Annotated in this window: 18 protein-coding genes; 9 read left to right on the top strand and 9 right to left on the bottom strand. The window is 60.4% G+C overall.

Translation table 11 applies throughout. The features are described 5' to 3' along the window. Positions 1 to 9: 9 nt before the first annotated feature. From J2Y86_RS17510 to J2Y86_RS17520, 3 genes are all read right to left on the bottom strand, one after another. Positions 10 to 2,043, bottom strand: coding sequence for an ABC transporter permease subunit (locus J2Y86_RS17510; protein ID WP_253440353.1), 2,034 nt, complete (start codon positions 2,041 to 2,043; stop codon positions 10 to 12). Positions 2,044 to 2,532: 489 nt separating this feature from the next. Next, on the bottom strand, positions 2,533 to 3,534 hold the full coding sequence (locus J2Y86_RS17515; RefSeq protein ID WP_253433934.1) for a phosphate ABC transporter substrate-binding protein PstS: 1,002 nt from the start codon (positions 3,532 to 3,534) through the stop codon (positions 2,533 to 2,535). Between the two features lie 232 nt (positions 3,535 to 3,766). Then, positions 3,767 to 5,065, bottom strand: a complete 1,299-nt coding sequence (locus J2Y86_RS17520) for an MFS transporter (protein WP_253433937.1) — start codon at positions 5,063 to 5,065, stop codon at positions 3,767 to 3,769. A gap of 362 nt (positions 5,066 to 5,427) precedes the next feature. On the opposite strand from J2Y86_RS17520, the gene J2Y86_RS17525 reads away from it, so the two are divergent. Together J2Y86_RS17525 and J2Y86_RS17530 are read left to right on the top strand one after the other, a co-directional pair. Continuing rightward, on the top strand, positions 5,428 to 5,832 hold the full coding sequence (locus J2Y86_RS17525) for an acyl-CoA thioesterase (RefSeq protein WP_007896491.1): 405 nt from the start codon (positions 5,428 to 5,430) through the stop codon (positions 5,830 to 5,832). Positions 5,833 to 5,888: 56 nt separating this feature from the next. Beyond that, positions 5,889 to 6,788, top strand: a complete 900-nt coding sequence (locus tag J2Y86_RS17530) for a D-hexose-6-phosphate mutarotase (RefSeq protein WP_253433940.1) — start codon at positions 5,889 to 5,891, stop codon at positions 6,786 to 6,788. 132 nt (positions 6,789 to 6,920) lie between these two features. On the opposite strand, the gene J2Y86_RS17535 is transcribed toward J2Y86_RS17530, so the two are convergent. The 5 genes from J2Y86_RS17535 to J2Y86_RS17555 all read right to left on the bottom strand — a co-directional run bounded on the left by J2Y86_RS17535 (position 6,921) and on the right by J2Y86_RS17555 (position 10,909). After that, complete coding sequence (locus J2Y86_RS17535; protein ID WP_253433943.1) at positions 6,921 to 7,457, bottom strand: DUF3299 domain-containing protein; 537 nt, start codon at positions 7,455 to 7,457, stop codon at positions 6,921 to 6,923. An 88-nt stretch (positions 7,458 to 7,545) separates the two neighbouring features. Further along, on the bottom strand, positions 7,546 to 7,791 hold the full coding sequence (locus tag J2Y86_RS17540; protein ID WP_033059272.1) for a GlsB/YeaQ/YmgE family stress response membrane protein: 246 nt from the start codon (positions 7,789 to 7,791) through the stop codon (positions 7,546 to 7,548). 266 nt (positions 7,792 to 8,057) lie between these two features. Next, complete coding sequence (locus J2Y86_RS17545; RefSeq protein ID WP_214379907.1) at positions 8,058 to 9,140, bottom strand: 5-(carboxyamino)imidazole ribonucleotide synthase; 1,083 nt, start codon at positions 9,138 to 9,140, stop codon at positions 8,058 to 8,060. Positions 9,141 to 9,151: 11 nt separating this feature from the next. After that, a complete protein-coding gene (gene purE, locus J2Y86_RS17550) occupies positions 9,152 to 9,643 on the bottom strand; it encodes a 5-(carboxyamino)imidazole ribonucleotide mutase (protein WP_007971731.1) in 492 nt (163 codons plus the stop codon). A gap of 348 nt (positions 9,644 to 9,991) precedes the next feature. After that, positions 9,992 to 10,909, bottom strand: a complete 918-nt coding sequence (locus tag J2Y86_RS17555; protein WP_253433946.1) for a LysR substrate-binding domain-containing protein — start codon at positions 10,907 to 10,909, stop codon at positions 9,992 to 9,994. A 180-nt stretch (positions 10,910 to 11,089) separates the two neighbouring features. Between J2Y86_RS17555 and aspA the strand changes: the two genes are divergently transcribed. The 7 genes from aspA to J2Y86_RS17595 all read left to right on the top strand — a co-directional run bounded on the left by aspA (position 11,090) and on the right by J2Y86_RS17595 (position 23,917). Beyond that, on the top strand, positions 11,090 to 12,514 hold the full coding sequence (aspA, locus tag J2Y86_RS17560; protein ID WP_253433949.1) for an aspartate ammonia-lyase: 1,425 nt from the start codon (positions 11,090 to 11,092) through the stop codon (positions 12,512 to 12,514). A gap of 533 nt (positions 12,515 to 13,047) precedes the next feature. After that, the gene (locus J2Y86_RS17565; protein ID WP_253433953.1) at positions 13,048 to 14,499 is read left to right on the top strand and encodes an alanine/glycine:cation symporter family protein; all 1,452 of its coding nucleotides are present in this window, start codon (positions 13,048 to 13,050) and stop codon (positions 14,497 to 14,499) included. 139 nt (positions 14,500 to 14,638) lie between these two features. After that, on the top strand, positions 14,639 to 15,643 hold the full coding sequence (locus J2Y86_RS17575) for an asparaginase (protein WP_253433956.1): 1,005 nt from the start codon (positions 14,639 to 14,641) through the stop codon (positions 15,641 to 15,643). A gap of 148 nt (positions 15,644 to 15,791) precedes the next feature. Next, on the top strand, positions 15,792 to 16,784 hold the full coding sequence (locus tag J2Y86_RS17580) for an AraC family transcriptional regulator (RefSeq protein ID WP_253433959.1): 993 nt from the start codon (positions 15,792 to 15,794) through the stop codon (positions 16,782 to 16,784). A 246-nt stretch (positions 16,785 to 17,030) separates the two neighbouring features. Then, on the top strand, positions 17,031 to 18,062 hold the full coding sequence (locus tag J2Y86_RS17585; RefSeq protein WP_253433962.1) for a histone deacetylase family protein: 1,032 nt from the start codon (positions 17,031 to 17,033) through the stop codon (positions 18,060 to 18,062). A 13-nt stretch (positions 18,063 to 18,075) separates the two neighbouring features. Continuing rightward, positions 18,076 to 19,176, top strand: a complete 1,101-nt coding sequence (locus J2Y86_RS17590; protein ID WP_253433964.1) for a polyamine ABC transporter substrate-binding protein — start codon at positions 18,076 to 18,078, stop codon at positions 19,174 to 19,176. Between the two features lie 145 nt (positions 19,177 to 19,321). After that, positions 19,322 to 23,917, top strand: a complete 4,596-nt coding sequence (locus J2Y86_RS17595; protein WP_253433967.1) for a dermonecrotic toxin domain-containing protein — start codon at positions 19,322 to 19,324, stop codon at positions 23,915 to 23,917. Positions 23,918 to 23,949: 32 nt separating this feature from the next. Here the strand turns inward: J2Y86_RS17595 and J2Y86_RS17600 are convergent, their stop codons facing one another. Further along, positions 23,950 to 25,497 (bottom strand): PLP-dependent aminotransferase family protein, encoded by a 1,548-nt coding sequence (locus tag J2Y86_RS17600; protein WP_253433971.1) that lies wholly within the window; start codon positions 25,495 to 25,497, stop codon positions 23,950 to 23,952. Positions 25,498 to 25,547: the final 50 nt, after the last annotated feature.

The following is a 25,547-nucleotide window of genomic DNA, read 5'->3' on the forward strand; positions in this document are numbered from 1 at the left end:
CTACCTTTCTTAAAGCGACGAGTATTTCTTGCGCAGACGCTGACGAATCAGTTCCGCGAGGGTGTTCATGACGAAGGTGAACAACAGCAGCACCAGCGCCGAGAGGAACAGCACGCGGTAGTGGCTGCCGCCGACTTCCGATTCGGGCATTTCCACCGCGACGTTGGCGGCCAGCGTTCGCAGACCTTCGAACAGGTTCATTTCCATGACCGGGGTGTTGCCGGTGGCCATCAGCACGATCATCGTTTCACCGACCGCGCGGCCCATGCCGATCATCAGCGCCGAGAAGATGCCCGGGCTGGCGGTGAGGATCACCACCCGCGTCATGGTCTGCCATGGCGTGGCACCGAGGGCCAGGGAACCGAGGGTCAGGCCACGCGGCACGCTGAACACGGCGTCTTCGGCGATGGAGTAGATGTTCGGGATCACCGCGAAGCCCATGGCCAGACCGACCACCAGTGCGTTGCGCTGGTCGTAGGTGATGCCCAGATCGTGGGAGATCCACATGCGCATGTCGCCGCCGAAGAACCAGTTCTCCATGAACGGGCTCATGTACAGCGAGAGCCAGCCCACGAACAGGATCACCGGAATCAGGATCGCGCTTTCCCAGCCGTCCGGCACTTTCAGGCGGATGGACTCAGGCAGGCGACTGAAAACGAAACCGGCTACCAGGATGCCGATCGGCAAGAGCATCAGCAGGCTGAAGATGCCCGGCAAATGCCCTTCTACATACGGCGCGAGGAACAGACCGGCGAAGAAACCGAGGATCACCGTCGGCATCGCTTCCATCAGCTCGATCACCGGCTTGACCTTGCGGCGCATGCCCGGGGCCATGAAGTACGCGGTGTAGATCGCCGCGGCAACGGCCAGTGGAGCGGCCAGCAGCATGGCGTAGAACGCGGCTTTCAGGGTGCCGAAGGTCAGCGGAGACAAGCTCAGCTTCGGTTCGAAATCGGTGTTGGCGGCGGTCGATTGCCAGACGTATTTAGGCTCGTCGTAGTTCTCGTACCAGACCTTGCTCCACAGCGCGCTCCAGGACACTTCCGGGTGCGGGTTGTCGAGCAGCAGCGGTTGAATCTTGCCACCGGCTTCGACGATCACGCGGTTGGCCCGTGGCGACAGGCCGAAGATGCCCTGGCCTTCGACGACCTGATCCACCAGCAGGGTACGGTGCGCGGTGCTGTGGAACACGCCGAGCTTGCCGGAGGCGTCGAGGGCGATGAACCCTTTGCGACGTTCTTCGGCGGTGATTTCAACGATCGGCGTGGTGCCCATCTGGAAGGTGCGGATCTGCTTCAGGCGCAGCTCACCATCCGGGTCGCGGGCCATGAACCATTGGGCCAGACCACCTTTGGAATCGCCGAGGATCAGCGAGATACCGCCCACCAGTTGGGTGCTGGCGGTAATTTCGGCGTCGCCGTTTTCGAGCAATTTGTAGCGACCGTTGAGGCTCTTGTCGCGGAGGCTGAACACGTCGGCCTGAGCACGACCGTTAATCACATACAGCCACTGCTGACGCGGGTCGACGAAGATGTTCTTCACCGGTTCGGTCATTTGCGGCAGCTCGATGCGTTTCTGTTCGCTGGTGATTTCGCCGGTCATCATGTTTTCTTCGCTGGTCAGCGAGAGCACATTGAGTTGCGAACCGGTGGAACCGACCAGCATCAGGGTCGAATCGGTGGCGTTGAGGCTGACGTGCTCCAGGGCACCACCCGCTTCGTTCAGCGCGATCGGAGTTTCGCCGTACGGGTATTCGATCGCCGGCGAGATGGTCTTCTTGCCATTCGGGTAGCTGACTTTATAGGTGTGACGGAACACCAGGGCCTGACCGTTGGAGAAGCCAACCGCGACCAGCGGATGACCGGGCTGGTCTTCGCCGATGGACGTGACGCTGGCCCCGGCCGGAACCGGCAGATCGACGCGCTTGAGTTCAGCGCCACTGTCGATATCAAAGAACAATGCCTGCCCTTTGTCGGAAACCCGCATGGCGACCTGGTTCTGCTCTTCCAGGGAGATCATCAGCGGCTTGCCAGCGTCTTGCATCCAGGCGGGCGTGATGGAGTCCTTGGCGGTCAGGTCGGCACCCTGGAACAGGGGGAAGACGACGTAGGCGAGGAAGAAGAAGATCAACGTGATCGCGCCGAGAACGGCGAGGCCGCCCACGAGGACGTACCAGCGGGTCAGACGATCCTTGAGCGCGCGGATGCGGCGCTTGCGTTGCAACTCAGGCGTATTGAAATCAATTCGCTTGGGGGGATTTGTAGTCATGGTGGAATTGGCCAGATCATTCATGCGCACACCCTAGCGATCCTGTATGACAGAAAGATGACAATGCAGTGACGCAGCAAATCCGCCGCCAGCGGGAACTGGCAGTGGATCGGAAAATTTGGGGGCCGGCGTACCGGCATTTGTAGGAGCGAAGCTTGCTCGCGAAGGCGTCATCACATTTAACATCAATGTTGATTGAACCACCGCTTTCGCGGGCAAGCCTCGCTCCTACAACAGGTCCGGGTTTACCTCGGACCTAGGGTTTTACTTTTTTGCGACTTCAGCGCCGCCTTCCTGCAGACCCAGGTCAGCCAGTGCTTTTGCAGCAACCTTGGCCGGCAGTGGGATGTAGCCGTCTTTCACTACAACTTCCTGGCCCTGTTTGGACAGAATCAGTTTCACGAACTCGGCTTCCAGCGGGGCCAGAGGCTTGTTCGGGGCTTTGTTGACGTAAACGTAGAGGAAGCGCGACAGCGGATACTTGCCGTTCAGGGCGTTTTCTTCGCTGTCTTCGATGAAGTCAGTGCTGCCTTTCTTGGCCAGTGCAACCGTCTTCACGCTAGCGGTTTTGTAGCCGATGCCCGAGTAACCGATGCCGTTCAGCGAGGAGCTGATCGACTGCACGACCGAAGCCGAGCCTGGTTGTTCGTTGACGTTTGGCTTGTAGTCGCCTTTGCACAGGGCTTCTTCTTTGAAGTAGCCGTAGGTGCCGGATACCGAGTTACGACCGAACAGCTGAACCGGCTTGTTGGCCAGGTCGCCGGTCACACCCAGGTCGCCCCAGGTTTTCACGTCGGCTTTAGCGCCGCACAGACGAGTGGACGAGAAGATCGCGTCGACTTGTTCCATGGTCAGGTGCTGGATCGGGTTGTCTTTGTGTACGAAAACAGCCAGGGCGTCCACGGCAACCGGGATAGCGGTTGGCTTGTAGCCGTACTTCTGCTCGAAGGCAGCCAGTTCGGTGTCCTTCATCTTGCGGCTCATCGGGCCCAGGTTGGAGGTGCCTTCAGTCAGCGCAGGTGGCGCAGTGGCGGAGCCAGCGGCCTGAATCTGGATGTTTACGTTCGGGTATTCTTTTTTGTAGTTCTCAGCCCACAGGGTCATGAGGTTGGCCAGGGTATCGGAGCCGACGCTGGACAGGTTGCCCGACACACCAGTGGTCTTGGTGTAGCTCGGGATAGCAGGGTCAACAGCGGCAACCGCGTTGGCAGTCGCAACGCCAGCAGCGACAAAAGTCATTGCCGCCATCAAACGCTTCAGTTTCATGCCTTACTCCTAGCAGATAGGGTGTGTTATTCGGGGCCAAGTATCAGCAGGCCGTGTGAACACTCTATGGCTGAAATATGACAATTGGATGAAAGGCCAGTATTCAGTGTTTCGAAGTGATTCCGCGTTATCGTTCTTCGCGGGCAAGCCTCGCGCCTACAGGATATGTGCCATGTTGAAATGGGTGCACGACCTGTAGGAGCGAGGCTTGTCCGCGAAGGCGTCAGTCGGGTTAGCGCCCTTTTTTCCAGAGATACGCCCCCACCAGAATCCCGACCCCACACAGAACCGCCACGTAGTACGCCGGCCCCATCGGGCTTTCCTTGAGCAGCAGGCTGACGATCATTGGCGTCAGGCCACCGAAAATGGCATAGGCGACGTTGTAGGAGAACGACAGGCCGCTGAAGCGCACCACCGGCGGGAATGCCTTGACCATGACGTATGGAACTGCGCCGATGGTGCCCACCAGCAGGCCAGTCAGGGCGTACATCGGGAACAGCCAGTCCGGATGCTCGGCCAGGCTGTGGTAGAAGGTCCAGGAACTGGCCAGCAACGCGGCACAGCCGAACACGAACACTCGGCCCGCGCCGAAGCGATCCGCGAGGGCGCCGGCAATGATGCAGCCAACGCTCAGGAACACGATCGCCACGCTGTTGGACTGCAGGGCGGTGGTCGGCGAGAAGTGGTGGACCGTCTGCAACACGGTCGGGGTCATCAAAATCAACACCACGATAGCGGCAGACAGCAACCAGGTCAGCAACATGGAAATCAGAATCGCCCCGCGATGGTCGCGCAATACAGCACGCAACGGCACTTCTTCAGCCAGGGCCTTGCGCAGTTGCAGCTCAGCGAAAACAGGGGTTTCGTGCAACCAACGGCGCAGATACACCGAGAACAGGCCGAACACGCCACCGAGCAGGAACGGGATTCGCCAGGCGTAATCCGCCACCTCCACCGGGGTGTAGAAGCTGTTGATCGCCGTGGCAACCAACGAACCGAGGAGGATGCCCGCCGTCAGACCGCTGGTCAGGGTGCCGCAGGCGTAGCCGATGTGCCGCTGCGGCACGTGTTCGGAAACGAAGACCCAGGCGCCGGGCACTTCACCGCCAATCGCCGCGCCTTGAATCACGCGCATCAGCAGCAACAGGATCGGTGCCCACATGCCGATCTGCGCGTATGTCGGCAGCAGGCCCATGATCAAGGTCGGCACCGCCATCATGAAAATGCTCAAGGTGAACATCTTCTTGCGACCCAGCAGGTCGCCGAAGTGCGCCATCACAATGCCGCCCAGCGGACGCGCCAGGTAGCCGGCAGCGAAGATGCCGAAGGTCTGCATCAGCCGCAGCCACTCGGGCATGTCGGCCGGGAAGAACAGCTTGCCCACCACCGTGGCGAAGAACACGAAAATGATGAAGTCGTAGAACTCCAGCGCGCCGCCAAGGGCCGACAGCGACAAAGTCTTGTAGTCATTGCGGGTCAACGGACGTGCGGGCTGGTTCGGCTGCGCGATGCTCGAGGGCGCTGTGGTCATGGCAAGGGCTTCTCTTATAGGCGGATCTGCAACCCCAACAACGCTGGCGGAGGCTTGGGCAGGACCGGCACGATAGCAAATTGTTCGAAAAAGCACATAGAGGTGCGTATTTGACGGTCAAAATGAGAACCGGACGGTCGTCTCGGAGTCTACCGACCGATATACTCGCGATCTTGCAACAGTTTGAAAGGGTTGCTGTGCGAAGACGCTGCTGGCCTGCCAGTCGATTTCGCAGAGTTTCCCTTTAGGCGCCTTACGAAAAACGTGACGAACGTAGTATGTTCGGGGCTGAATCGTTTTCCTTGAGACGGCTATTCACCTGAAGTACCAATGAAGAGTCACGGGTCAGAGGCACCCCCGGCATGATAGAGCTCGAACAAGAAGATCCAATCCCGCAAGGCGACCTGGCCCTGCAAATCACTGCGCTTCCCCGTGAAACCAACGGTTTCGGCGATATTTTCGGTGGCTGGCTGGTGGCGCAGATGGATTTGGCCGGCACCGCAATGGCCAGCAAAGTCGCTGGCGGCCGGGTGGCTACCGTGGCGATCGATCGCATGGCGTTCCTGGTTCCGGTCGCGGTGGGCGCTCAGCTCTCCTTCTATACCCAGGCCCTGGAAATCGGTCGCAGCTCGATCCAGATGATGGTCGAGGTCTGGAGCGACGATCCATTGTCGAGCGAGTGGCGTAAAGTGACTGAAGCCGTGTTTGTGTTCGTCGCCATCGATGGCAGCGGTCGCACCCGTTCGGTTCCGCCGCGCGCGCGTTAAACACGGCGACCGTTTTGCGGTCCATTGCAGTCCTGTTACCGATCGAGAGTTGCCCCATGAGCACGCCCAACGTTGAAGCCGTGAAACTGGATGACCTGAACTGCTGGCGCATCCGCCACGGTCAGGCCGAATTGCTGGTGGCCCAGCAAGGCGCGCACATCCTCAGTTATCAACTGGCCGGGCAACCGCCGCTGATCTGGCTCAACGACGAGGCTGTGTTCAAGACCGGCAAGAGCATCCGCGCCGGTGTGCCGGTGTGCTGGCCGTGGTTCGGCAATTTTTCGCGCAATCCGCAGAGCGTTCAGGCGATGCGCGTCAGCAACGAACCGCCAACCGCCCACGGTTTTGTACGGGCGATGGATTGGGAACTGGGTGGTATCGAAACCGAAGGTGAAAGCCTGAAGGTGGAATTCATCCTGCCGTACCCTGAAGGTGGGTTCCCCGGCTGGCCGCATCAGGTGGATTTGAAGTTGAGCATTCGACTGGATGAACAGCTGCACATCAGCCTGACCAGCCACAACCAGGGCACCGATCCCGTCACCATCAGCCAGGCGCTGCACAGCTATTTCGCGGTCAGCGATGTGCGCAATGTGCATGTTGATGGACTGGATGGCTTGAATTACATCGAGACGCTGGAAGACTGGAAAACCAAGACCCAGACCGGCGACCTGCGTTTTACCGGCGAGACTGATCGCATCTACCTGAACACCCCGGCGACGCTGAGCATTGTCGATCCGGCGTGGGAACGGCGCATCGAGCTGACCAGCAGCGGTTCGCGTTCGGCGGTGATCTGGAACCCGTGGATTGATCGCGCGGCGGCGTTCAGTGATATGGCAGACGATGGCTGGCAGCGGATGCTGTGCATTGAAACGGCGAACGTGATGGATGACGTGGTGACGTTGGCGCCGGGTGCGAGCCATACGCTTGGCGTCAGCATCGGCAGCAAATCTCTCTAACACCACAAAACCAATGTGGGAGCGGGCTTGCTCGCGATGGCGGTATAACAGTCAACATAGATGCTGAATGTTATGGTCTCATCGCGAGCAAGCCCGCTCCCACATTCGATCTGTGCCAGGCTGACTGACGCGCTACAAATCCGACTCCTGCACCACCCGCACCTTCGCCGCATCCAGCGCATACGCCGCATCAGCCAAATCATTACTGACCTTCTCGACCTTCAACGTGCCCGTTACCCACAGCGGCGTGTAGATATCATCCAGCTTCAACCCTTTCGGATAGCGCACCAGCACCAACTGGTTAGGCGGCGGGGGCGGCACGTGGATGCAGGCGCCCGGGTACGGCACGAGGAAGAACAGCGTGCTGCGGCCCTTGGCGTCGGATTCCAGCGGCACCGGATAACCGCCGAGACGGATGTTCTTGTCGTTCATCGACGGCACGGTTTTGGTGGAATACATCACCGCCGGCAAGCCCTTGCTCTGCTTCATGCCACCCTTTTCGGTAAAGGTGCCAGTGGCTTCGGGGGAGTCATGGTCGATTTCGGGCATGGCCTCGAGGGCTTTCTGGTCCGACTTGGGCATCAGTTCGAGCCAGTCGGTTTCCGGCAAGTCGCCGGCATGGGCAAGGCCCGAACCCAGTAGAAGAAGAGTCAACAGAAGACGGCGCATGAAGGTGCTCGGCAAAGGAGAGGACTGTGCAACGCCGAGCATTCTAGCCCTCCCCGCACGTTTGGCAGAGAGGGCTTTGTCGCCTGGATCAGTTCTTTTTGATCAAGCCGTAGATCACCAGCAATATCACGGCGCCAACCAGTGCACCCAGGAAGCCTGCGCCTTGGCCGGCCTGATAGAAGCCCAGGGCCTGACCGCCGTAAGTGGCCGCCAGCGAACCGCCGATACCGAGCAGGATGGTCATGATCCAGCCCATGCTGTCATCGCCCGGTTTCAGGAACCGTGCCAGCAGGCCGACGATCAAGCCGATAAAGATGGTTCCGATAATTCCCATGGCATTTCCCTCTGAGTGAATGGCTGTGTCCTGTCTCACCAATAATGTTCCTCTTTTGACGAGTGACTGTTGTCGTCAGGCAAGGCGCCGCAAAGAGTCATAGCGCGCTATGGCGAGGAGCGGCAACGCAGCATGACGGCAACAGACGCCGTCAAAAAGGAACAGTATTGGTGAGACAGGACACCTTGCGAAAGCCTAGTCAGACTTTCGCATCCTGCCATGAGAGAACGGCGGCCCCTGAATGGTTCCGCCGCTGCCACATGAAACTATTCGGCGATCAGCGCTTCGACCTTGAGGATCTGTGCTGCCAGCGTCTCGCGGTCTGCACAACGCAGGTTGGCGTGACCGACCTTGCGGCCGACCTTGAACGCCTTGCCATAGTGATGCAGATGGCAATCGGCGATGGCCAGGACTTTTTCGGTCTCCGGCACTTTACCGATGAAGTTGAGCATCGCGCTCTCGCCCACTTTGGCCGTCGACCCCAGCGGCAGACCGGCAACGGCCCGCAGGTGGTTTTCGAACTGGCTGCATTCGGCGCCTTCAGTGGTCCAGTGCCCGGAGTTGTGCACACGCGGGGCAATCTCGTTGGCCTTCAGGCCACCGTCGACTTCAAAGAACTCGAACGCCATCACGCCAACGTAATTCAACTGCTTGAGCACGCGGCTGGAGTAGTCTTCGGCCAAGGCTTGCAACGGGTGGTCGGTGCTGGCCACGGACAGTTTGAGAATGCCGCTGTCGTGGGTGTTGTGAACCAGCGGGTAAAACTTCGTTTCGCCATCGCGGGCACGCACGGCGATCAGCGACACTTCGCCTGTGAACGGCACGAAGCCTTCCAGCAGGCAGGCAACGCTGCCCAGTTCGGCAAAGGTGCCGACCACGTCTTCAGCCGTGCGCAGGACTTTCTGGCCCTTGCCGTCGTAACCCAGGGTGCGGGTTTTCAACACGGCCGGCAGACCGATGGAGGCCACGGCGGCGTCCAGATCGGCTTGCGACTGGATGTCGGCGAACGCGGGGGTGGGAATCCCCAGGTCCTTGAACATGCTCTTCTCGAACCAGCGATCGCGGGCGATGCGCAGGGCTTCGGCGCTCGGGTAGACCGGGACGAACTGCGACAGGAAGGCCACGGTTTCGGCCGGGACGCTTTCGAACTCGAAGGTCACCAGATCGACTTCATCGGCCAACTGACGCAGGTGATCCTGATCGCCGTAATCGGCCCGCAGATGTTCGCCCAACGCGGCTGCGCAAGCATCCGGCGCGGGGTCCAGGAAAGCGAAGTTCATGCCCAGCGGAGTGCCCGCCAGCGCCAACATGCGACCCAACTGGCCGCCACCGATTACACCGATCTTCATCGTCAACAACCTCAGGCGATGCGTGGGTCTGGATTTTCCAGGACGCTGTCTGTCTGCTCAGCACGGAAGGTTTTCAGCACCGCGTGGAACTGCGGGTGCTTGGCGCCAAGGATACTCGCCGACAGCAGCGCTGCGTTGATGGCGCCAGCTTTGCCGATGGCCAGGGTGGCGACCGGAATGCCCGCAGGCATCTGCACGATAGAGAGCAGCGAGTCGACGCCCGACAGCATCGCCGACTGCACCGGCACGCCCAGTACCGGCAGGTGGGTCTTGGCCGCACACATGCCAGGCAGGTGAGCGGCGCCACCGGCACCGGCGATGATCACCTCGATGCCACGCGCCTCGGCCTCTTCGGCGTACTGGAACAGCAGGTCCGGGGTGCGGTGGGCAGAGACCACTTTCACCTCGTAAGGGATGCCGAGCTTTTCCAGCATATCGGCGGTGTGGCTAAGGGTGGACCAATCGGACTTGGAGCCCATGATCACGCCAACCAGTGCACTCATCGTCGTGCCTCTTCTCTCTGGGCGCCCGCAGGCGCGTCAAAAAACAACAAGCCACGCAAAATGCGTGGCTTGATTGTACGAAAAATGGCCGGACGAACCGGCCGAAGGCCGCGCAGTATACCTCAATGAAGCAGATAAACAGCCCCCGATGCGACCATCTGTCATACGGCGCAAAGTGCCGGTTTTATTGACTCCGAGGTCAGCGAAAGATCAACACAAATCCCCCTGTGGGGGCGGGCTTGCTCGCGAATGCGCTGGGTCAGGCAACATTGATCTCGACTGACACACCGCATTCGCGAGCAAGTCGAATCGTCGCACCGCCGCTCCCACATTGGATCTTCATTGGTCTCAGATACCCGTCGTGCCTTGGGCGGCGCCGCCTTCAAGCTTGCGCCACAGCAACCGCACATTCGCCTTGCGCACCAGCGCGCAGCGATACAGGCGAATCTCCAGCGGCACATGCCATTGCGGGCCACCGCAAACCACCAGTTCACCGCGCGCCAGTTCGGCACGCACGCTGAGCTGCGGCACCCAGGCAATCCCCAGCCCTTCCAGCGCCATGCTTTTCAGGCTGTCGGCCATGGCGGTTTCATACACCGTGGTAAACCGCAGCGCACGCTGGCGCAGCAAGCCGTTTACCGAACGCCCGAGAAACGCTCCGGCGCTGTAGGCCAGCAACGGCACGCTGGCCTCGCCTTCCAGATCGAACAGCGGCTGGCCATTGGCATCCGCCGCGCACACCGGGAGCATTTCCGTATGCCCCAGGTGCAGCGACGGAAAGATCTCCGGGTCCATCTGCATGGCGGCGTCAGGGTCATAGAACGCCAGCATCAGATCGCACCCGCCTTCGCGTAATGCATGCACCGCGTCGCCCACGTTGGTGGCCACCAACCGCGTCGCGATGTTCAAACCTTCATTGCGCAACTGCGCGATCCAGCGTGGAAAGAAGCCCAAGGCCAGGGAGTGAGCGGCAGCGACTTGCATCACCTCGCCCTGCCCGCCTTCCAGGTGATGAAGATGGCGCAGCACCTCGCCAAGCTGTTCGACCACCGTCCGCGCGGTGACCAGGAACAACTGCCCCGCCGCCGTCAGCTCGACGGGCGTGCGCGAACGGTTGACCAGTTGCAGCCCCAACGCGGCTTCGAGGCTGCGGATCCGTCGACTGAATGCCGGCTGGGTCACGAAACGGCGTTCCGCAGCCTGGGAGAAGCTGCGGGTGGCGGCCAGAGCACTGAAGTCCTCGAGCCATTTACTTTCCAGATTCATCACGTCCTCCCGGACACGCACCAATTTAGGTCACACGCTCGCCACAGATGCGGCGTCACATGGGCATTATGCCGAATGTGCATAGGCCAGTGTTTAACAGCATTGGCCGAAAATTCTCTACAAGCCTAGCATTTGCAGTGTTCCGGCACAGACCGGGTCCATATCGAGATGATTTCCATCATGTCCTCCGCTGCATCTTTCCGCACAGAAAAAGACCTGCTTGGCGTACTCGAAGTACCGGCTCAAGCGTATTACGGCATCCAGACCCTGCGAGCGGTGAACAACTTCCGTCTCTCCGGCGTTCCGATTTCGCATTACCCGAAGCTGGTTGTCGGCCTGGCCATGGTCAAACAGGCCGCCGCTGACGCCAACCGCGAGTTGGGTCACCTGAGCGAAGCCAAGCACGCTGCCATCAGCGAAGCCTGTGCACGATTGATCCGCGGCGACTTCCACGAAGAGTTCGTGGTGGACATGATTCAAGGCGGCGCTGGCACTTCGACCAACATGAATGCCAACGAAGTCATCGCCAACATCGCGCTGGAGGCCATGGGTCACCAGAAGGGCGAATACCAATACCTGCACCCGAACAACGACGTGAACATGGCGCAGTCGACCAACGACGCCTACCCGACCGCGATCCGCCTGGGTCTGCTGCTGGGTCACGACGCATTGCTGGCCAGCCTCGACAGCCTGATCCAGTCGTTCGCCGCCAAAGGTGAAGAATTCAGCCACGTCCTGAAGATGGGCCGTACCCAGCTGCAAGACGCCGTGCCGATGACCCTCGGCCAGGAATTCCGCGCCTTCGCCACCACGTTGAGCGAAGACCTGGCACGCCTGAAAACACTGGCACCGGAACTGCTGACCGAAGTGAACCTGGGCGGTACTGCAATCGGCACCGGCATCAACGCCGACCCGCGCTACCAGGCCCTGGCTGTTCAGCGTCTGGCACTGATCAGCGGTCAACCGCTGGTTCCGGCGGCCGACCTGATCGAGGCCACCTCCGACATGGGCGCCTTCGTGCTGTTCTCCGGCATGCTCAAGCGCACCGCGGTCAAGCTGTCGAAGATCTGCAACGACCTGCGCCTGCTGTCCAGCGGCCCACGTACCGGCATCAACGAAATCAACCTGCCAGCGCGTCAGCCAGGCAGCTCGATCATGCCAGGCAAGGTCAACCCGGTAATCCCGGAAGCAGTAAACCAAGTGGCGTTCCAGATCATCGGCAACGACCTGGCCCTGACCATCGCGGCCGAAGGCGGCCAGCTGCAACTGAACGTGATGGAGCCGCTGATCGCCTTCAAGATCTTCGACTCGATCCGTCTGCTGCAACGCGCCATGGACATGCTGCGCGAGCACTGCATCACCGGCATCACCGCCAACGAAGCCCGCTGCCGCGAACTGGTCGAGCACTCGATCGGCCTGGTGACCGCGCTGAACCCGTACATCGGCTATGAAAACGCCACCCGCATCGCCCGTATCGCCCTCGAAAGCGGCCGCGGCGTGCTGGAACTGGTGCGCGAAGAAGGCTTGCTCGACGAAGAAATGCTCGCCGACATCCTGCGCCCGGAAAACATGATTGCTCCACGTCTGGTTCCGCTTAAAGCCTGACCCGACGCGTTATTGATAGCACCGCTCACCAGGTCGAGGGACTAGACACCTCTCACCTTTTGAGGGCTTGGGGATTTATTCCCCAAGCCCTTTTTTTTAACGATTTGGCAGCCAATCAGAATGTCTGGGAGCTGAGATATGTGGGAGCGGGCTTGCTCGCGAATACGGTCTGACATCCACTATTTATGGTGACTGACACACCCCCTTCGCGAGCAAGCCCGCTCCCACAGAAAAGCAGACCCCGCATAAGCCCGGCGCCGGTAACGCCGGGTGTTTCAAAGCTTCGTTTCCCCGAATGCACCACAACCGTGCAGACGGACGGCACACTCATCGGTATAGTGCCGCCCCTCTTCGCGTGAGCGGTCGTCGGTAACGAGGCCCAAACCCATGCGAAACCCGAACTAATAACAAACCCGCAATATGAAATCGGGACGAACCTTCGCCTCGCCTGTTTTGCCGTGCGCAAACCGGTGTAACGCGATGTTTCCGACCGCCCAGCATTTGCCTACACAAAAAACAGCGAGGAATAATCCATGCTCGAAGTCATTAACGACTTCCTCTCAGGGAAAGTACTGATCGTGCTCATTGTCGGGCTCGGTAGCTACTTCACGATCCGCTCGCGTTTCGTTCAATTGCGCCACTTCTTCCACATGTTCGCGGTGTTCCGCGACAGCCTCAAAAGCAGCGCCGGGCAACTCAGCTCATTCCAGGCCCTGATGCTCAGCCTCGCCGGCCGCGTCGGTGCGGGCAACATCGCCGGTGTCGGCATTGCCGTGACCCTCGGTGGGCCAGGTGCGGTGTTCTGGATGTGGGTGACCGCGCTGGTCGGCATGTCCAGCAGCTTCTTCGAATGCTCCCTCGGCCAGCTCTACAAACGCGCTGACGCCGACGGCACTTACCGTGGCGGCCCGTCCTACTACATCCAGCACGGCCTGCAGAAACGCTGGTTGGGCATGATCATGGCGTTCCTGTTGCTGGTGACCTTCGGGTTCGCCTTCAACGGCCTGCAATCCCACGCCGTGACCCACTCGCTGAACAACGCGTTCGGCCTCGACACCACCTACACAGGCCTGGCCTTGGCGGTGTTGCTGGGCCTGGTGTTCATCGGCGGGATCAAGCGCATCGCCAAGGTCGCTGACCTGCTGGTGCCGGTGAAAACCCTGGTGTACATCGGCGTGACCATCTACGTGATCGTGCTGCAATTCGACCACGTTCCGGGCATGTTGATGACGATCGTCAAAAGCGCCTTCGGTCTCGACCAGGCCTTCGGTGGCCTGATCGGCAGCGCCATCGTCATGGGCGTGAAGCGTGGCGTGTTCGCCAACGAAGCGGGCCTGGGCAGTGCGCCAAACGTGGCGGCCGTGGCGTCGGTCGAGCACCCGGTGGCACAAGGTGTGGTTCAAGCGTTCAGCGTATTCCTCGATACCTTCGTGATCTGCACCTGCACCGCCTTGCTGATCCTGCTCTCGGGTTTCTACACCCCAGGCTTCGAAGGCGACGGCATTGCCCTGACCCAGAACTCGCTCGCCGCTGTCGTGGGCGACTGGGGCCGGATGTTCATTTCCGTGGCCCTGGCGTTGTTCGTGTTCACCTCGATTCTCTACAACTACTACCTGGGCGAGAGCAACCTGCGCTTCCTGATCGGTGAAAACCGCAAGGCGCTGATCGGCTACCGCGCGCTGGTACTGGTGTTGATTTTCTGGGGTGCGATCGAGAACCTCGGCACGGTGTTCGCGTTTGCCGACATCACCATGACCCTGCTCGCGTTCGTGAACCTGATCGCGCTGTTCCTGCTGTTCAAGGTCGGCATGCGCATCCTGCGTGACTACGATGACCAGCGCGCTGCCGGGATCAAGACGCCGGTGTTCGATTCGAGCAAGTTTCCGGATCTGGACCTGGATCTGAACGCCTGGCCAGCCAATCCGCCAGCCGCCACTCCAAAGGCCGAAGCCGAGCCGCAAGTCGTACCCGCAGCGCAACGCTGATCGGTTAAAGTGCGCAAATCCCTGTGGGAGCGGGCTTGCTCGCGAAAGCGGTGTGTCATTCAGCATTGATGTCGATTGACACACCGCTTTCGCGAGCAAGCCCGCTCCCACAGGAACTCATCGTTCTCGGAGCACCTCCATGAATTCCTCGACCTACCCTGCCGCCCAGCACGTCATGGTGCTCTACACCGGCGGCACCATCGGCATGCAAGCCAGCGAACATGGCCTGGCACCCGCATCCGGTTTCGAAGCGCGGATGCGCGAATACCTGCACAGCCAGCCCGAGCTGGTGGTGCCACAGTGGCGCTTTCGCGAGATGTCGCCGCTGATCGACAGCGCCAACATGTCCCCGGCGTACTGGCAGCAACTGCGTGAAGCGGTGGTCGATGCTGTCGACGTACAGGGTTGCGACAGTGTGCTGATTCTGCACGGCACCGACACGCTGGCTTACAGCGCGGCGGCCATGAGTTTTCAACTGCTCGGCCTGCAGGCCCGCGTGTGCTTTACCGGTTCGATGCTGCCGGCCGGCGTGACCGACAGCGATGCCTGGGAAAACCTCGGCGGCGCACTGGTTGCCCTCGGCCAAGGCCTGGCACCGGGCGTGCATCTGTACTTCCACGGCGAACTGCTGGACCCGACCCGTTGCGCGAAGGTGCGCAGTTTCGGTCGTCATCCGTTCAAGCGCCTGGAGCGTCAGGGCGGTGGTGTGAAAGCACCCTCGATCCCTGCGCAACTGAACTACAACCAGCCAAAGCAATTGGCAAAGGTTGCGGTGTTGCCGCTGTTTCCAGGCATCGGCGCCGAAATCCTTGATGGCCTGCTCGACAGCGGTATTCAGGGGCTGGTGCTGGAGTGCTACGGCAGCGGCACCGGGCCGAGCGACAACCCTGAGTTTCTCGCCAGCCTCGGTCGCGCGCGGGACAACGGTGTGGTGGTGGTTGCGGTGACGCAATGCCATGAAGGTGGTGTTGAGCTGGATGTCTACGAGGCGGGCAGTCGTTTACGTGGCGTCGGCGTACTTTCCGGCGGCGGCATGACCCGTGAGGCGGCGTTCGGCAAGTTGCATGGGTTGCTGGGGGCGGGGCTGGATACTGCTGAAGTACGGCGCCTTGTAGAGCTCGACCTCGCCGGTGAACTTAGCTGACACCACACTATTCCTGTAGGAGCGAGGCTTGCCCGCGAAGGCGTCCTTGAAGACGCCAGAAGCTTCGCGGGCAAGCCTCGCTCCTACAGGGTTTCTGCGCGGCATGTAACTTGCTGCTTTCCAGCCATTCACAAGGCTGGAAGTCCCCATGCTCCACTCCCACCTCACCACCCTCAACGCCGTTTCTCTGGTGCTCAACGCCTTCAAGGCCGAAGGCCTGTCGAGCGAAGCGCTGCTGGCCGGAAGCGGTATCAGCGCGGCGGATCTGAACCGTGCCGACACGCGCATCACCACCAACCAGGAGATGCAGGTCTGCGCCAACGCGGTTGCGCTCAAGCGTGACATCGGCCTGGAACTGGGCCGGCGCATGCACGTTTCCTGCTATGGCATGCTCGGTTATGCCCTGCTCACCAGTGCCACCTTCGGTGACGCTTTGCGTCTGGCGATGCGCTATCCGGCGCTGTTGGGAACACTTTTCGAACTGAGCCTGGAAGAGGACGGCGAACGCGTGTGGTTCGTCGCGGCCGATTACCGGGAGAGCCCGGCGATGGCGGTGTTCAACGCCGAATTCTGCCTGGTGTCGTTGAAAGTCATCTGCGACGACCTGCTCGGTCACCCGCTGCCGCTGCTGGCGGCTCGCTTCGAACATGCCGCCCCCGACTACGAGACAACTTACGCCGAGCATTTCAACTGCCCGTTGCACTTCGACGCTCGGGACAACGCCTTTGCCTTCGACAAACGCTGGCTCGACCAGCCCTTGCCCCTCGCGGATGTCATTACCCATCAGGCCATGGCCGAACGCTGCCGCAAGCAGAATATCGAGTTCACCGGGCGCCAGGCCTGGCTGGGGCGGATTCGCCAACTGCTCAGCGCGCAATTGAATGCGGCGCCAGGGCTCGAAGGGTTGGCCGAGCAGATGAATTGCTCGGCGCGGACCCTGCGCCGGCACCTCAAGGACCTGGGGTGTAGCTATCAGGAGTTGCTGGATGAGCTGCGTTTCGAGCAGGCCAAGCACATGCTCTGCGAAGACCAGATGCCGATCTACCGGATCGCCGAAGCGCTGGGGTTCAGCGAAACCGCAAGTTTTCGCCATGCGTTTGTGCGCTGGAGTGGTGTGGCGCCGAGCCAATTCAGACCTTGATCACTCTCCCTGCAGGAGCGAGGCTTGCCCGCGAAGGCGCGCTTGAATACACCAACAGCTTCGCGGGCAAGCCTCGCTCCTACAGAGTCAGACGCCCCGAGTGAGGGCATAGCCGCGCCATCAAGGGGCGAATTTCGGTCAGTTTTTTTGGCCATATAAATCCCCTTTTGGCCTTTCCTGCCGTTCTCCGAATCGCCGTCCGCCGCAAGACTGTAGCCAACCGAATCAGCCTGCGGAGAACAAGAAATGCTGACCATCTACTCGGACGATCACCACCTGCACCACGGCCGTTGTGAATTGATAGACGGGCAACTCAAGCCCTGCTTTGAAATGCCTTCGCGTGCCGACCACGTCTTGGCGCGGGTACAAAACCAGAACCTCGGCCCCGTTGAAGCGCCGAAGGATTTCGGCCTCGACCCGATCGCGCGTATCCACAGCCGCGACTACCTCGACTTCTTCAAAGGTGCCTGGTCCCGTTGGACCGAGTTCAACACCGACGGCGACTTGCTGCCCTACACCTGGCCGGCCCGCACCTTGCGCGCCATCAAGCCCACCAGCCTGCACGGCCAGCTCGGCTATTACAGCTTCGACGGCGGCGCCCCGATTACCGCTGGCACCTGGCAAGCGGCGTACAGCGCAGCCCAAGTGGCGCTCACCGCCCAGGCCGAAATCCAGCGCGGCGCACGCAGTGCCTTCGCGTTGTGCCGCCCACCGGGACACCACGCCGCCAGCGATTTGATGGGTGGTTATTGCTACCTCAACAACGCCGCCATCGCCGCTCAGGCCTTCCTCGATCAAGGCCACAGGAAAGTCGCGATCCTCGACGTCGATTACCACCACGGCAACGGCACCCAATCGATTTTCTACGAACGCAGCGACGTGCTCTTCACCTCGATCCATGGCCATCCGGAAGCCGAGTTCCCGTTCTTCCTCGGTTATGAAGACGAGCTGGGCGAAGGCGCGGGCGAAGGCTTCAACTTCAACTACCCTTTGCCGGCCGGTAGCGGTTGGGACAGCTGGAGTGCGGCGCTGGAACAGGCCTGCAAAGAGATCGAGAAATACGGCGCCGACATCGTTGTCGTGTCCCTGGGCGTCGATACGTTCAAGGACGATCCGATCTCCCAATTCAAACTCGACAGCCCGGATTACCTGGCGATGGGCGAGCGCATTGCGAAGCTCGGCGTGCCGACGCTGTTCGTGATGGAAGGCGGTTACGCGGTCGAAGAAATCGGCATCAACGCCGTGAACGTTCTTGAAGGTTTTGAAAGCGCTCAATGAGGAAACAACAATAATGAACAGACTCAAGCGTCTTATCGTTCCCGCCCTGTGCGCCACCGCGCTCAGCGGGGCCGCTCACGCCGAAGAGCGAACGTTGCGCGTCTACAACTGGTTCGACTACATCACCCCCAAAGCGCTGGAAGACTTCAAGGCGCAGAACACCCAGACCAAACTGGTCTATGACATCTTCGACACCAACGAAGCGCTGGAAGCCAAGTTGCTGACCGGCAACTCCGGCTACGACGTGGTGGTGCCGTCCAACGTGTTCCTCGCCAAGCAGATCGAGGCAGGCGTTTTCCAACCGCTGGACCGCAGCAAGCTGCCGAACTGGAACCACCTCGATCCCAAGTTGATGAAGCTGATCGAGGCCAACGACCCGGGCAACAAATTCGCCGTGCCGTACATGTACGGCACCATCCTGATCGGCTTCAACCCGGACAAGGTCAAAGCGGCGCTGGGCGACAAGGCGCCGGTCGACAGTTGGGACCTGATCTTCAAGGAAGAGAACATCAGCAAGCTCAAGCAGTGCGGCGTCGCCCTGCTCGACTCGCCGTCGGAGATCCTGCCGCTGGCCCTGCAACACCTCGGCCTGGACCCCAACAGCAAGAAGCCGGCGGACTACGAAAAGGCGGAAGCGCTGTTGATGAAAATCCGGCCGTACGTCACTTACTTCCACTCCTCCAAGTACATGGCCGACATCGCCAATGGTGACATCTGCGTCGCGGTCGGTTATTCCGGCAGCTTCTCCCAGGCCGCCAACCGCGCCAAGGAAGCCAAGAACGGCGTGATCGTCGACATGCGCCTGCCGAAAGAAGGCGCGCCGATCTGGTTCGACATGCTCGCGATTCCGAAAGGCGCGAAGAACACGGAAGACGCCTACACCTTCATCAACTATTTGCTGCAACCGCAGGTGATCGCACCGGTCAGTGATTTTGTCGGTTACCCGAATCCGAACAAGGACGCCACGGAAATGGTCGACCCGGCGATCCGCAACAACCCGAACCTGTACCCGACCGAAGCGGCAATGGGCACGCTTTACACCCTGCAACCGCTGCCGCGTGATGCCGAACGCGCACGCACGCGGGCCTGGACCAAGATCAAGTCCGGGACCTGATCCCACGCAAGATCAAAGACCCGCGCGATGGCGGGTCTTTTTTTGCCTGCGATAACTATCTACCACCTTACATCCCTGACGGCCCTCTACCTTGCCCGGACAACGCGCTGCTCTGTCAGTGCTTCACCGGCAACAGGAAACGGCCATGTCCGACACTCCCTCCGAAATCTCTGAAGATGTATTGACCCAACTGGTGACTGGCCCTTCGATCAGGGAAGTGGCTTCGACTTCATTGCGAATCGCCCTCGCCACCCTGTATCCACAGCTGCACATCGACCCGAATCTGACCATGGTAGTGACGCCCGTCTGGACCATCGCCGGCGAAGAGATCAGGTCGGGCAAAAACCGGTTTGAATCCCTGACCGATGTGTTGGTGCGACTTGGTTTGGCAGGCACGACCGTGACCTACATCGACGGGGAACATTTTCTGACCCGGCAACCTGTCGTCGAGCCGGCCGTTCAACTGCCGGTAAAGATCAATGCCTTCGGGTGCCTGCTCAACAAGCTGGCCGGACAGTTGTTCGTCGCTTATCAGGAACAACAACTGGATTACTGGAACCAGAAAACCGCCGGATCGACGCCTCGCTGGCATCAACTCTCCGCTGCACTGCGCGAACTCTGGAACGTCGACGAAAAGGCTGACTGGGACGAAGACCAGCGGGCCATGGTCCGCGCCTTCCATGATCACCCGCAAAAGGCCGAACGACAGTCAGATGACAAGTACGCAACCAGGGCTTGCCTGATCGATCTCGACGACCTCGACAATCAATCCCCACGACACTTGAGACTGCTGGACATTGCTGTCGTGGTTGGCACTCTGGGTGAACGCACGCTGGTCGTTACCCATTCGATTGCGGAAGGCTTCAAGCATTACGACTCACTGGCGGAATTGGGTAAAACGCTGTCCGCGCGTGTTGCTGCATCCGGAAGCGATCGCACGCTGCAATGGCGCCTGTATGAGCCCTCCGGCCATTTTTTCGATCACCAGGCCTGTGCCCTGATCGCGCTGGAAATCGATGCCATCGGCGCACTTGGAAAATCGCCTGCCCCGTTGGCGCCCACCCTTGCCTCGCAGGTCGGTGCCGCGGCGAAACACTTCACGGATTTCCACGAAGATTCATCGTCGCGTTTCAACAAAATCCGGCAACTGTTGCCCGACTGGCTGACAAACGCTCAACCCTCGGACCTCACACGCTACAGCCGACACCTGATGGACCTGGCGTTGCTACGGGAGCAGAACGCCGGAAAATCCTTCGACGAGGGTATTTCCGCTCTTCCTGACTTTGCGTTACAGGCGCTGATCGATCAGATGATCAAAGACAAAAAGATCCAGGATCAGTCAACCGCAATGAGCCTGAAACTGGAAGACATCGAAGTCAGCATCACCAGCCTCGTCGTCCTCGGGGCGGTCATTGTGCCCGGCAAGTCACAGACCCTCACGCTGTCACTGGTCGACCTGGCGCTGCAAAACCTGCTTGGCATGCCGCTGGGTAACAAGGCGGTGCAATACAAAAACGGCGACGCCGCACCCGCGTGGATGACACCGGCCTATCTGGAAGAGCTGGTCACACAGGTGAACATCGGGAAAACCTACCCCGACCTGATCAAAAGCAAACTCCTCGGCGACACCGATGAAAGCTCGCGGCGACAGAACCTCTATGTCAGCCACCTGCGCCTGCAACTGCCGCTACAGGCACTGCAACTCAAGGTTCGCGGCGAGGCCTGCATCGACGAACAGGGTTATCGTTTCGTCGTCGCGGCCCTGCAGGAAAAGCCGGCCGATCGTTTTGTCGATGGAATGGAAATCGTCATTCGCCCGCTGGCGTTCATTCCGGGAGGGCGCACGGACAGCAAGGCCGATGTCGTCGCCAACATGTTCGTGATCGGGCCGCGACTGGCCGACCAGGGTCCCTGTCTGCTGTTTCGACCGCTGCTCGATCCTCCACTCATCCAGTATCCCGGCGAGGCGAACTTGCTGTACGCGATCAAACACAACAAGGCGCTTCGCCAGTCGGTATTGGCCTGGCTACCCGATGACGTGTACTTCAATTACTCGCAGTATGTGTTCCCCGGCCAGTTGCCCTCGGCCTGGACGCTGTCGCAATGGCTGACCGACCCGACATCGGCACTGGGCCTGATGGGAACGCTGACCTTAAGCACGACGCCTGTCGTCGAGCCTTCGGTGCAGGCACTGTTCACTGCCAATGCCAACGCCCTGGTCACCCTGGCCGACAGGCAATCGGTCTCCAATGCGGAACGTCGCTGGGCCACGCTCAAACAGGGCGCGTGGATGCTATTCAATGTTGCACTGCCCTTCTTTGGCCGCACGGGTGCAGCGGCTGCCTGGATCTGGCAAATCATGGACGACCTGCACGAAGCCAATGAAGCCAGCGAAGCGGGCGACAGCGATCAGGCATGGACCGCACTGACCGATCTGTTTCTGTCACTGGGCATGGTGCTCGCCCATCACGCGGCCACCCGCAACAAACCCGCGCCACGCGCGGAAGGAAAAAATCCGACACCCGCAACGAAGCCGCTGCCGGCGCCAAAAATCACCGTGACGCAATTGCCCGATTTCGCCGCCGATTATTTACCTGCCAACCATGAAACATCCGTACACCTCCAAGGCCTGCTGACGCCGAATCCTTTGGCCACTCTGCTGGACGGATTGGCGATTGCAAAACCTGAGGCGCTGAAAGAGCCGTCGACCGAACCCGGTCGTCACCGGTTCCTGAGCCCCCTCAACCAGCAGTGGTATGCCAAGGTCGGTCAGCGCTGGTTCGAAGTCATGCTCGATGACAATGATGACGTGCAGATCATCGACTCACGGCAAACGCCGGCAACAACCGGCCCGCTGTTGATTCATTCCGAGAAGGGCGAATGGTTCATCGACACGCGCCTGAGGTTGCGTGGCGGGGGCAAGGGCCGAAAGGAAATCGAGCGCAAAAACCGACAGCACAAGGAGAATCTGAAACGCCAACTGACCGCGTTCGATGCCCGCAAGCTGGGTTTGAAAAATGAACTCGAAGCAGCGGAAGCCACCGCTGATACCGATCGCCAGCCCTTGATCGATGCATTGGATTCACAGCTGACGGAATATGGCGCCTACATCGAGCAGCTCAAGACGTACAACAGCCTTGAGTCGATCCCCAACTACCGCCCGGTCATGGTCAGTTGCCTGGATTATCAACTGTCACTTACCCGGAATTGGTTCCAGCGGCAAAATAGTGTGTTCGGTGAGCGCATGCGCGAATCGCTGGATCTTCTGGACGGCGGGACGCCTTCGAACACTGTGTCAGCGCGCCAGACGCATCAACTCACCAGTGACATGACCCAGGGCTTTATCGACAAGATCGAGTTCGCCCACGCGCGCATCGAGGAACTGCTGCGCCTGGGCAAAGAAGGGGCAGAAACGGCCCGTGAGTACCAGGCAGTGCTGCCGACATTCAGCCTGCACGACCTGAAGCTCTTCCAGATAAGCCTTGCCCAGGAGCTATGCCTCAACGACAGCGGTACAGTCGCCACACCGCTGGCGCGCCAGGCCATGCAACAGATCGTCGAAGATGCCGGCCTCACCATCCAGTCCTCGCTGGACCTTACTGCCGACGATACCCACCTGCCGCTGTTTGATCGAATCGACGGTCTCAACGATCTGGTGGAGCAGTTTGCAACCCTGGACCTACGGATTCTCGATCTGCCCGAAGAATTCCCGCAACAGTTGCTACAGACGCCACTGGACCTTATGCGCCAGCGGATCGCAACGTTCAAAGAGCAGGGCGTGAACCAACTGGTGGGCCTGTTGCACGAGCGCAAATTGCTGGAGCCGATACCAGGGCCTTCCCGCCCGGCTCCGCCGACCAAACGCCTGATCAAGACTCGCTTCAAGGGCACGGTGGTCGGCAAGCTCCGCGAGCGCGCAGCCGCCGATGACACCGACCTGATCGACGTCACTTCGCCGCTCACCGACAAAGTCATCGCGACCTTTCACGAGAAAACGCCAGGTGTGTGGTTGGAACATGTACCGCCTACGGGAAAAGTGCCGACAACCCCACGCCCGGATCTGGCTGCGAGCATCCAGGCGGGTCAGTCGCTGCTGGATCGAACGGCGGCATTTGCCCACCGCACCGAGGCAGATGCACAAAAGACCGGGCGTATCCCCGTGGAAATCGAGGAAGCGTTTCATCAACACGCCCGCCACCTGGAGGCCGCCGCCGATGCCATCGAAAAGGCCCTGACCGATAAAAACCTCACCGACAGCGGGCCGGGTTCAGGCACCGGCCTCGCCAGGAAGCTCAACGAAGAAGCGACCCGTCTTTACGAAAAGGGCCGCGTGACCCGGATCGACATGATCAAGCGGCAACTCCCCACTGCGGCCCGCATTGAATGGCTACACGGCAAAGGTCTGGTGGACATCGTCAGGACGCCAGGTCGAAACCGGCTCAAAGGACGCCACAAAGGCTATCTCGAGGAGTATGAGATTCGCGAGCGTGGCGCCGGGAACGATGTCAGCGCCGTACTTTGGTACGCCCACTTTCATTACCCCAAACCCGACACCGCTGCCGAAGGGTACACCGCGGCTCACTTGAAAACCGTCGCGCAACGCACACTGGGCGGTGCGTATGATTGGCGAACAGCCCCCACCAACAACGAATTGATTGCGATCTATCGCAGCGAAATCAGCCCCCAACTGGCCAAAGCGCTGTTCCTGCCAAAGGCAAAACCCAGCGCCTCCAAAACGTAAGCCACACACCGTTTGAAAGGCGAGACGAGCGATCAGCGCCAGGCCTTTTCCAGGCGCGCGAGCGCTGCGCTGATGGCCGCCTCGGGCACCGCTGCGAATCCCAGGACCAGCCCGGCGCGCTGGTCCGGTGGTGTTTGCGAATCCGGCAACCAGTAGCTGCTCAGGGCGTTGATCTCGACGTCGACACCGGCTGCTTTTTCGACAAGCTCTAGCTCGCGAGCCTGCGAGTCGACTGCCACGGTCATGTGCAGCCCTGCCGCGACACTCGGCAGGCTGCCGATGCCGGGAATGTTTTGCGGCCAGCCTGCCAGCAACGTGTTGCGCCGGCTCAGGGCTGCCCTGCGCATGCGACGAATATGCCGCTGGAAATGCCCGGCGGCCATGAACTCGGCCATCACCGCCTGGGTGCTCACTTCGGAATGTCGAACATCAACCGCACGGCGTTGCGAGAAGGCCTGAACCAAACCGGGCGGCAGTACCAGATAACCCAGTCTTAGCGCCGGGAAGGCGACTTTGCCAAAGGTCCCGACGTACAAAACCCGGCCCTGCCGGTCGAGCGCCGCCAACGGTGCCAGTGGCGCTCCGCTGTAACGGTATTCGCCATCGTAGTCGTCCTCGACGATCCAGCCTTGGGTACGCTCCGCCCAGGCCAGTAATTCAAGGCGTCGCGCCAGGCTCATCACCACCCCGGTCGGGTACTGATGCGAGGGCGTGACATAGGCCAGACGACAATGGTCGAGCGCAGCCAGTTCGGCACAATCGATACCCTCGCTGTCCACCGCCACCCCATGCAATTGCGCACCCGCCACCGCGAACGCATGGCCCGCCGCCCGATACCCGGGATTCTCGATCGCCACGACGTCGCCGGGCTCCACCAGCAGCTGTGCACAAAGGCTGATTCCCTGCTGCGCGCCACTGGTGATCACTATTTGCTCAGCCGTGCACTGCATGCCTCTGGAACTGCGCAAATAAGCAGCAATCATTCCGCGCAAGCGCGCATCCCCCGCCGGATCGCCGTAACACAGCTGCTGTAAATCCGGTTTACGCCAGAAAGCCGCGTTCAGCTTGGCCCAGACCTCGAAAGGAAACAGATCGAACGCCGGCACACCCACCCGAAATGCGCACGGCGGACCACTTGGCGGGAGGGCCAGATGGTTGTGTTCAACGCGACTCAGCGCCCCGCTGTGGATAACTTTACTGGATGGAATCACAGGTAAATCGAGCCAATTTGTGGATAAGGCTGTGGGTAACCCTGTTGACAACCCTGTGGATACTTTTGTGGATAGTTTTTTTGCCGGGAGCGCGTTTTGCGGTAATTGCGCGACATAGGTTCCGTCACCGACACGCCCTTCGATAAACCCTTCGGCATAGAGCTGATCGTAGGCCCGCACTACGCTGTTGCGGGAAATGGCCAGCGCTGCCGCCAGATCCCGACTGGCCGGCAAGCGTGTGCCACTGGCCAGTCGCCCGTCGAGCACACGCATTCGCAAGGCCTGATAGAGCTGGCGACTCAGGCCCTGACGGCGGTCGAGTTCGATACCCGCGGGGTTGAACGACAAGGAAAGCGGCGCATCCGTCATGGCAATGGACCTATGAAATTGGCCAGGAATGGCTCTTACAACAGACCAAT

Source organism: Pseudomonas migulae (assembly GCF_024169315.1).
GTDB classification, from domain to species: Bacteria; Pseudomonadota; Gammaproteobacteria; order Pseudomonadales; family Pseudomonadaceae; genus Aquipseudomonas; species Aquipseudomonas migulae_B.

What these genes read in the sequence shown, in the direction of transcription:
- aspA (WP_253433949.1), top strand. Translation starts at nt 11,090, where the DNA reads ATGTCCTCCGCTGCATCTTTCCGCACAGAAAAAGACCTGCTTGGCGTA.
- J2Y86_RS17525 (WP_007896491.1), top strand. Translation starts at nt 5,428, where the DNA reads ATGATAGAGCTCGAACAAGAAGATCCAATCCCGCAAGGCGACCTGGCC.
- J2Y86_RS17540 (WP_033059272.1), bottom strand. Translation starts at nt 7,791, where the DNA reads ATGGGAATTATCGGAACCATCTTTATCGGCTTGATCGTCGGCCTGCTG.
- J2Y86_RS17575 (WP_253433956.1), top strand. Translation starts at nt 14,639, where the DNA reads ATGAATTCCTCGACCTACCCTGCCGCCCAGCACGTCATGGTGCTCTAC.
- J2Y86_RS17565 (WP_253433953.1), top strand. Translation starts at nt 13,048, where the DNA reads ATGCTCGAAGTCATTAACGACTTCCTCTCAGGGAAAGTACTGATCGTG.
- J2Y86_RS17510 (WP_253440353.1), bottom strand. Translation starts at nt 2,043, where the DNA reads ATGCAAGACGCTGGCAAGCCGCTGATGATCTCCCTGGAAGAGCAGAAC.
- J2Y86_RS17600 (WP_253433971.1), bottom strand. Translation starts at nt 25,497, where the DNA reads ATGACGGATGCGCCGCTTTCCTTGTCGTTCAACCCCGCGGGTATCGAA.
- J2Y86_RS17580 (WP_253433959.1), top strand. Translation starts at nt 15,792, where the DNA reads ATGCTCCACTCCCACCTCACCACCCTCAACGCCGTTTCTCTGGTGCTC.
- J2Y86_RS17585 (WP_253433962.1), top strand. Translation starts at nt 17,031, where the DNA reads ATGCTGACCATCTACTCGGACGATCACCACCTGCACCACGGCCGTTGT.
- J2Y86_RS17590 (WP_253433964.1), top strand. Translation starts at nt 18,076, where the DNA reads ATGAACAGACTCAAGCGTCTTATCGTTCCCGCCCTGTGCGCCACCGCG.
- J2Y86_RS17520 (WP_253433937.1), bottom strand. Translation starts at nt 5,065, where the DNA reads ATGACCACAGCGCCCTCGAGCATCGCGCAGCCGAACCAGCCCGCACGT.
- J2Y86_RS17545 (WP_214379907.1), bottom strand. Translation starts at nt 9,140, where the DNA reads ATGAAGATCGGTGTAATCGGTGGCGGCCAGTTGGGTCGCATGTTGGCG.
- purE (WP_007971731.1), bottom strand. Translation starts at nt 9,643, where the DNA reads ATGAGTGCACTGGTTGGCGTGATCATGGGCTCCAAGTCCGATTGGTCC.
- J2Y86_RS17530 (WP_253433940.1), top strand. Translation starts at nt 5,889, where the DNA reads ATGAGCACGCCCAACGTTGAAGCCGTGAAACTGGATGACCTGAACTGC.
- J2Y86_RS17535 (WP_253433943.1), bottom strand. Translation starts at nt 7,457, where the DNA reads ATGCGCCGTCTTCTGTTGACTCTTCTTCTACTGGGTTCGGGCCTTGCC.
- J2Y86_RS17595 (WP_253433967.1), top strand. Translation starts at nt 19,322, where the DNA reads ATGTCCGACACTCCCTCCGAAATCTCTGAAGATGTATTGACCCAACTG.
- J2Y86_RS17515 (WP_253433934.1), bottom strand. Translation starts at nt 3,534, where the DNA reads ATGAAACTGAAGCGTTTGATGGCGGCAATGACTTTTGTCGCTGCTGGC.
- J2Y86_RS17555 (WP_253433946.1), bottom strand. Translation starts at nt 10,909, where the DNA reads ATGAATCTGGAAAGTAAATGGCTCGAGGACTTCAGTGCTCTGGCCGCC.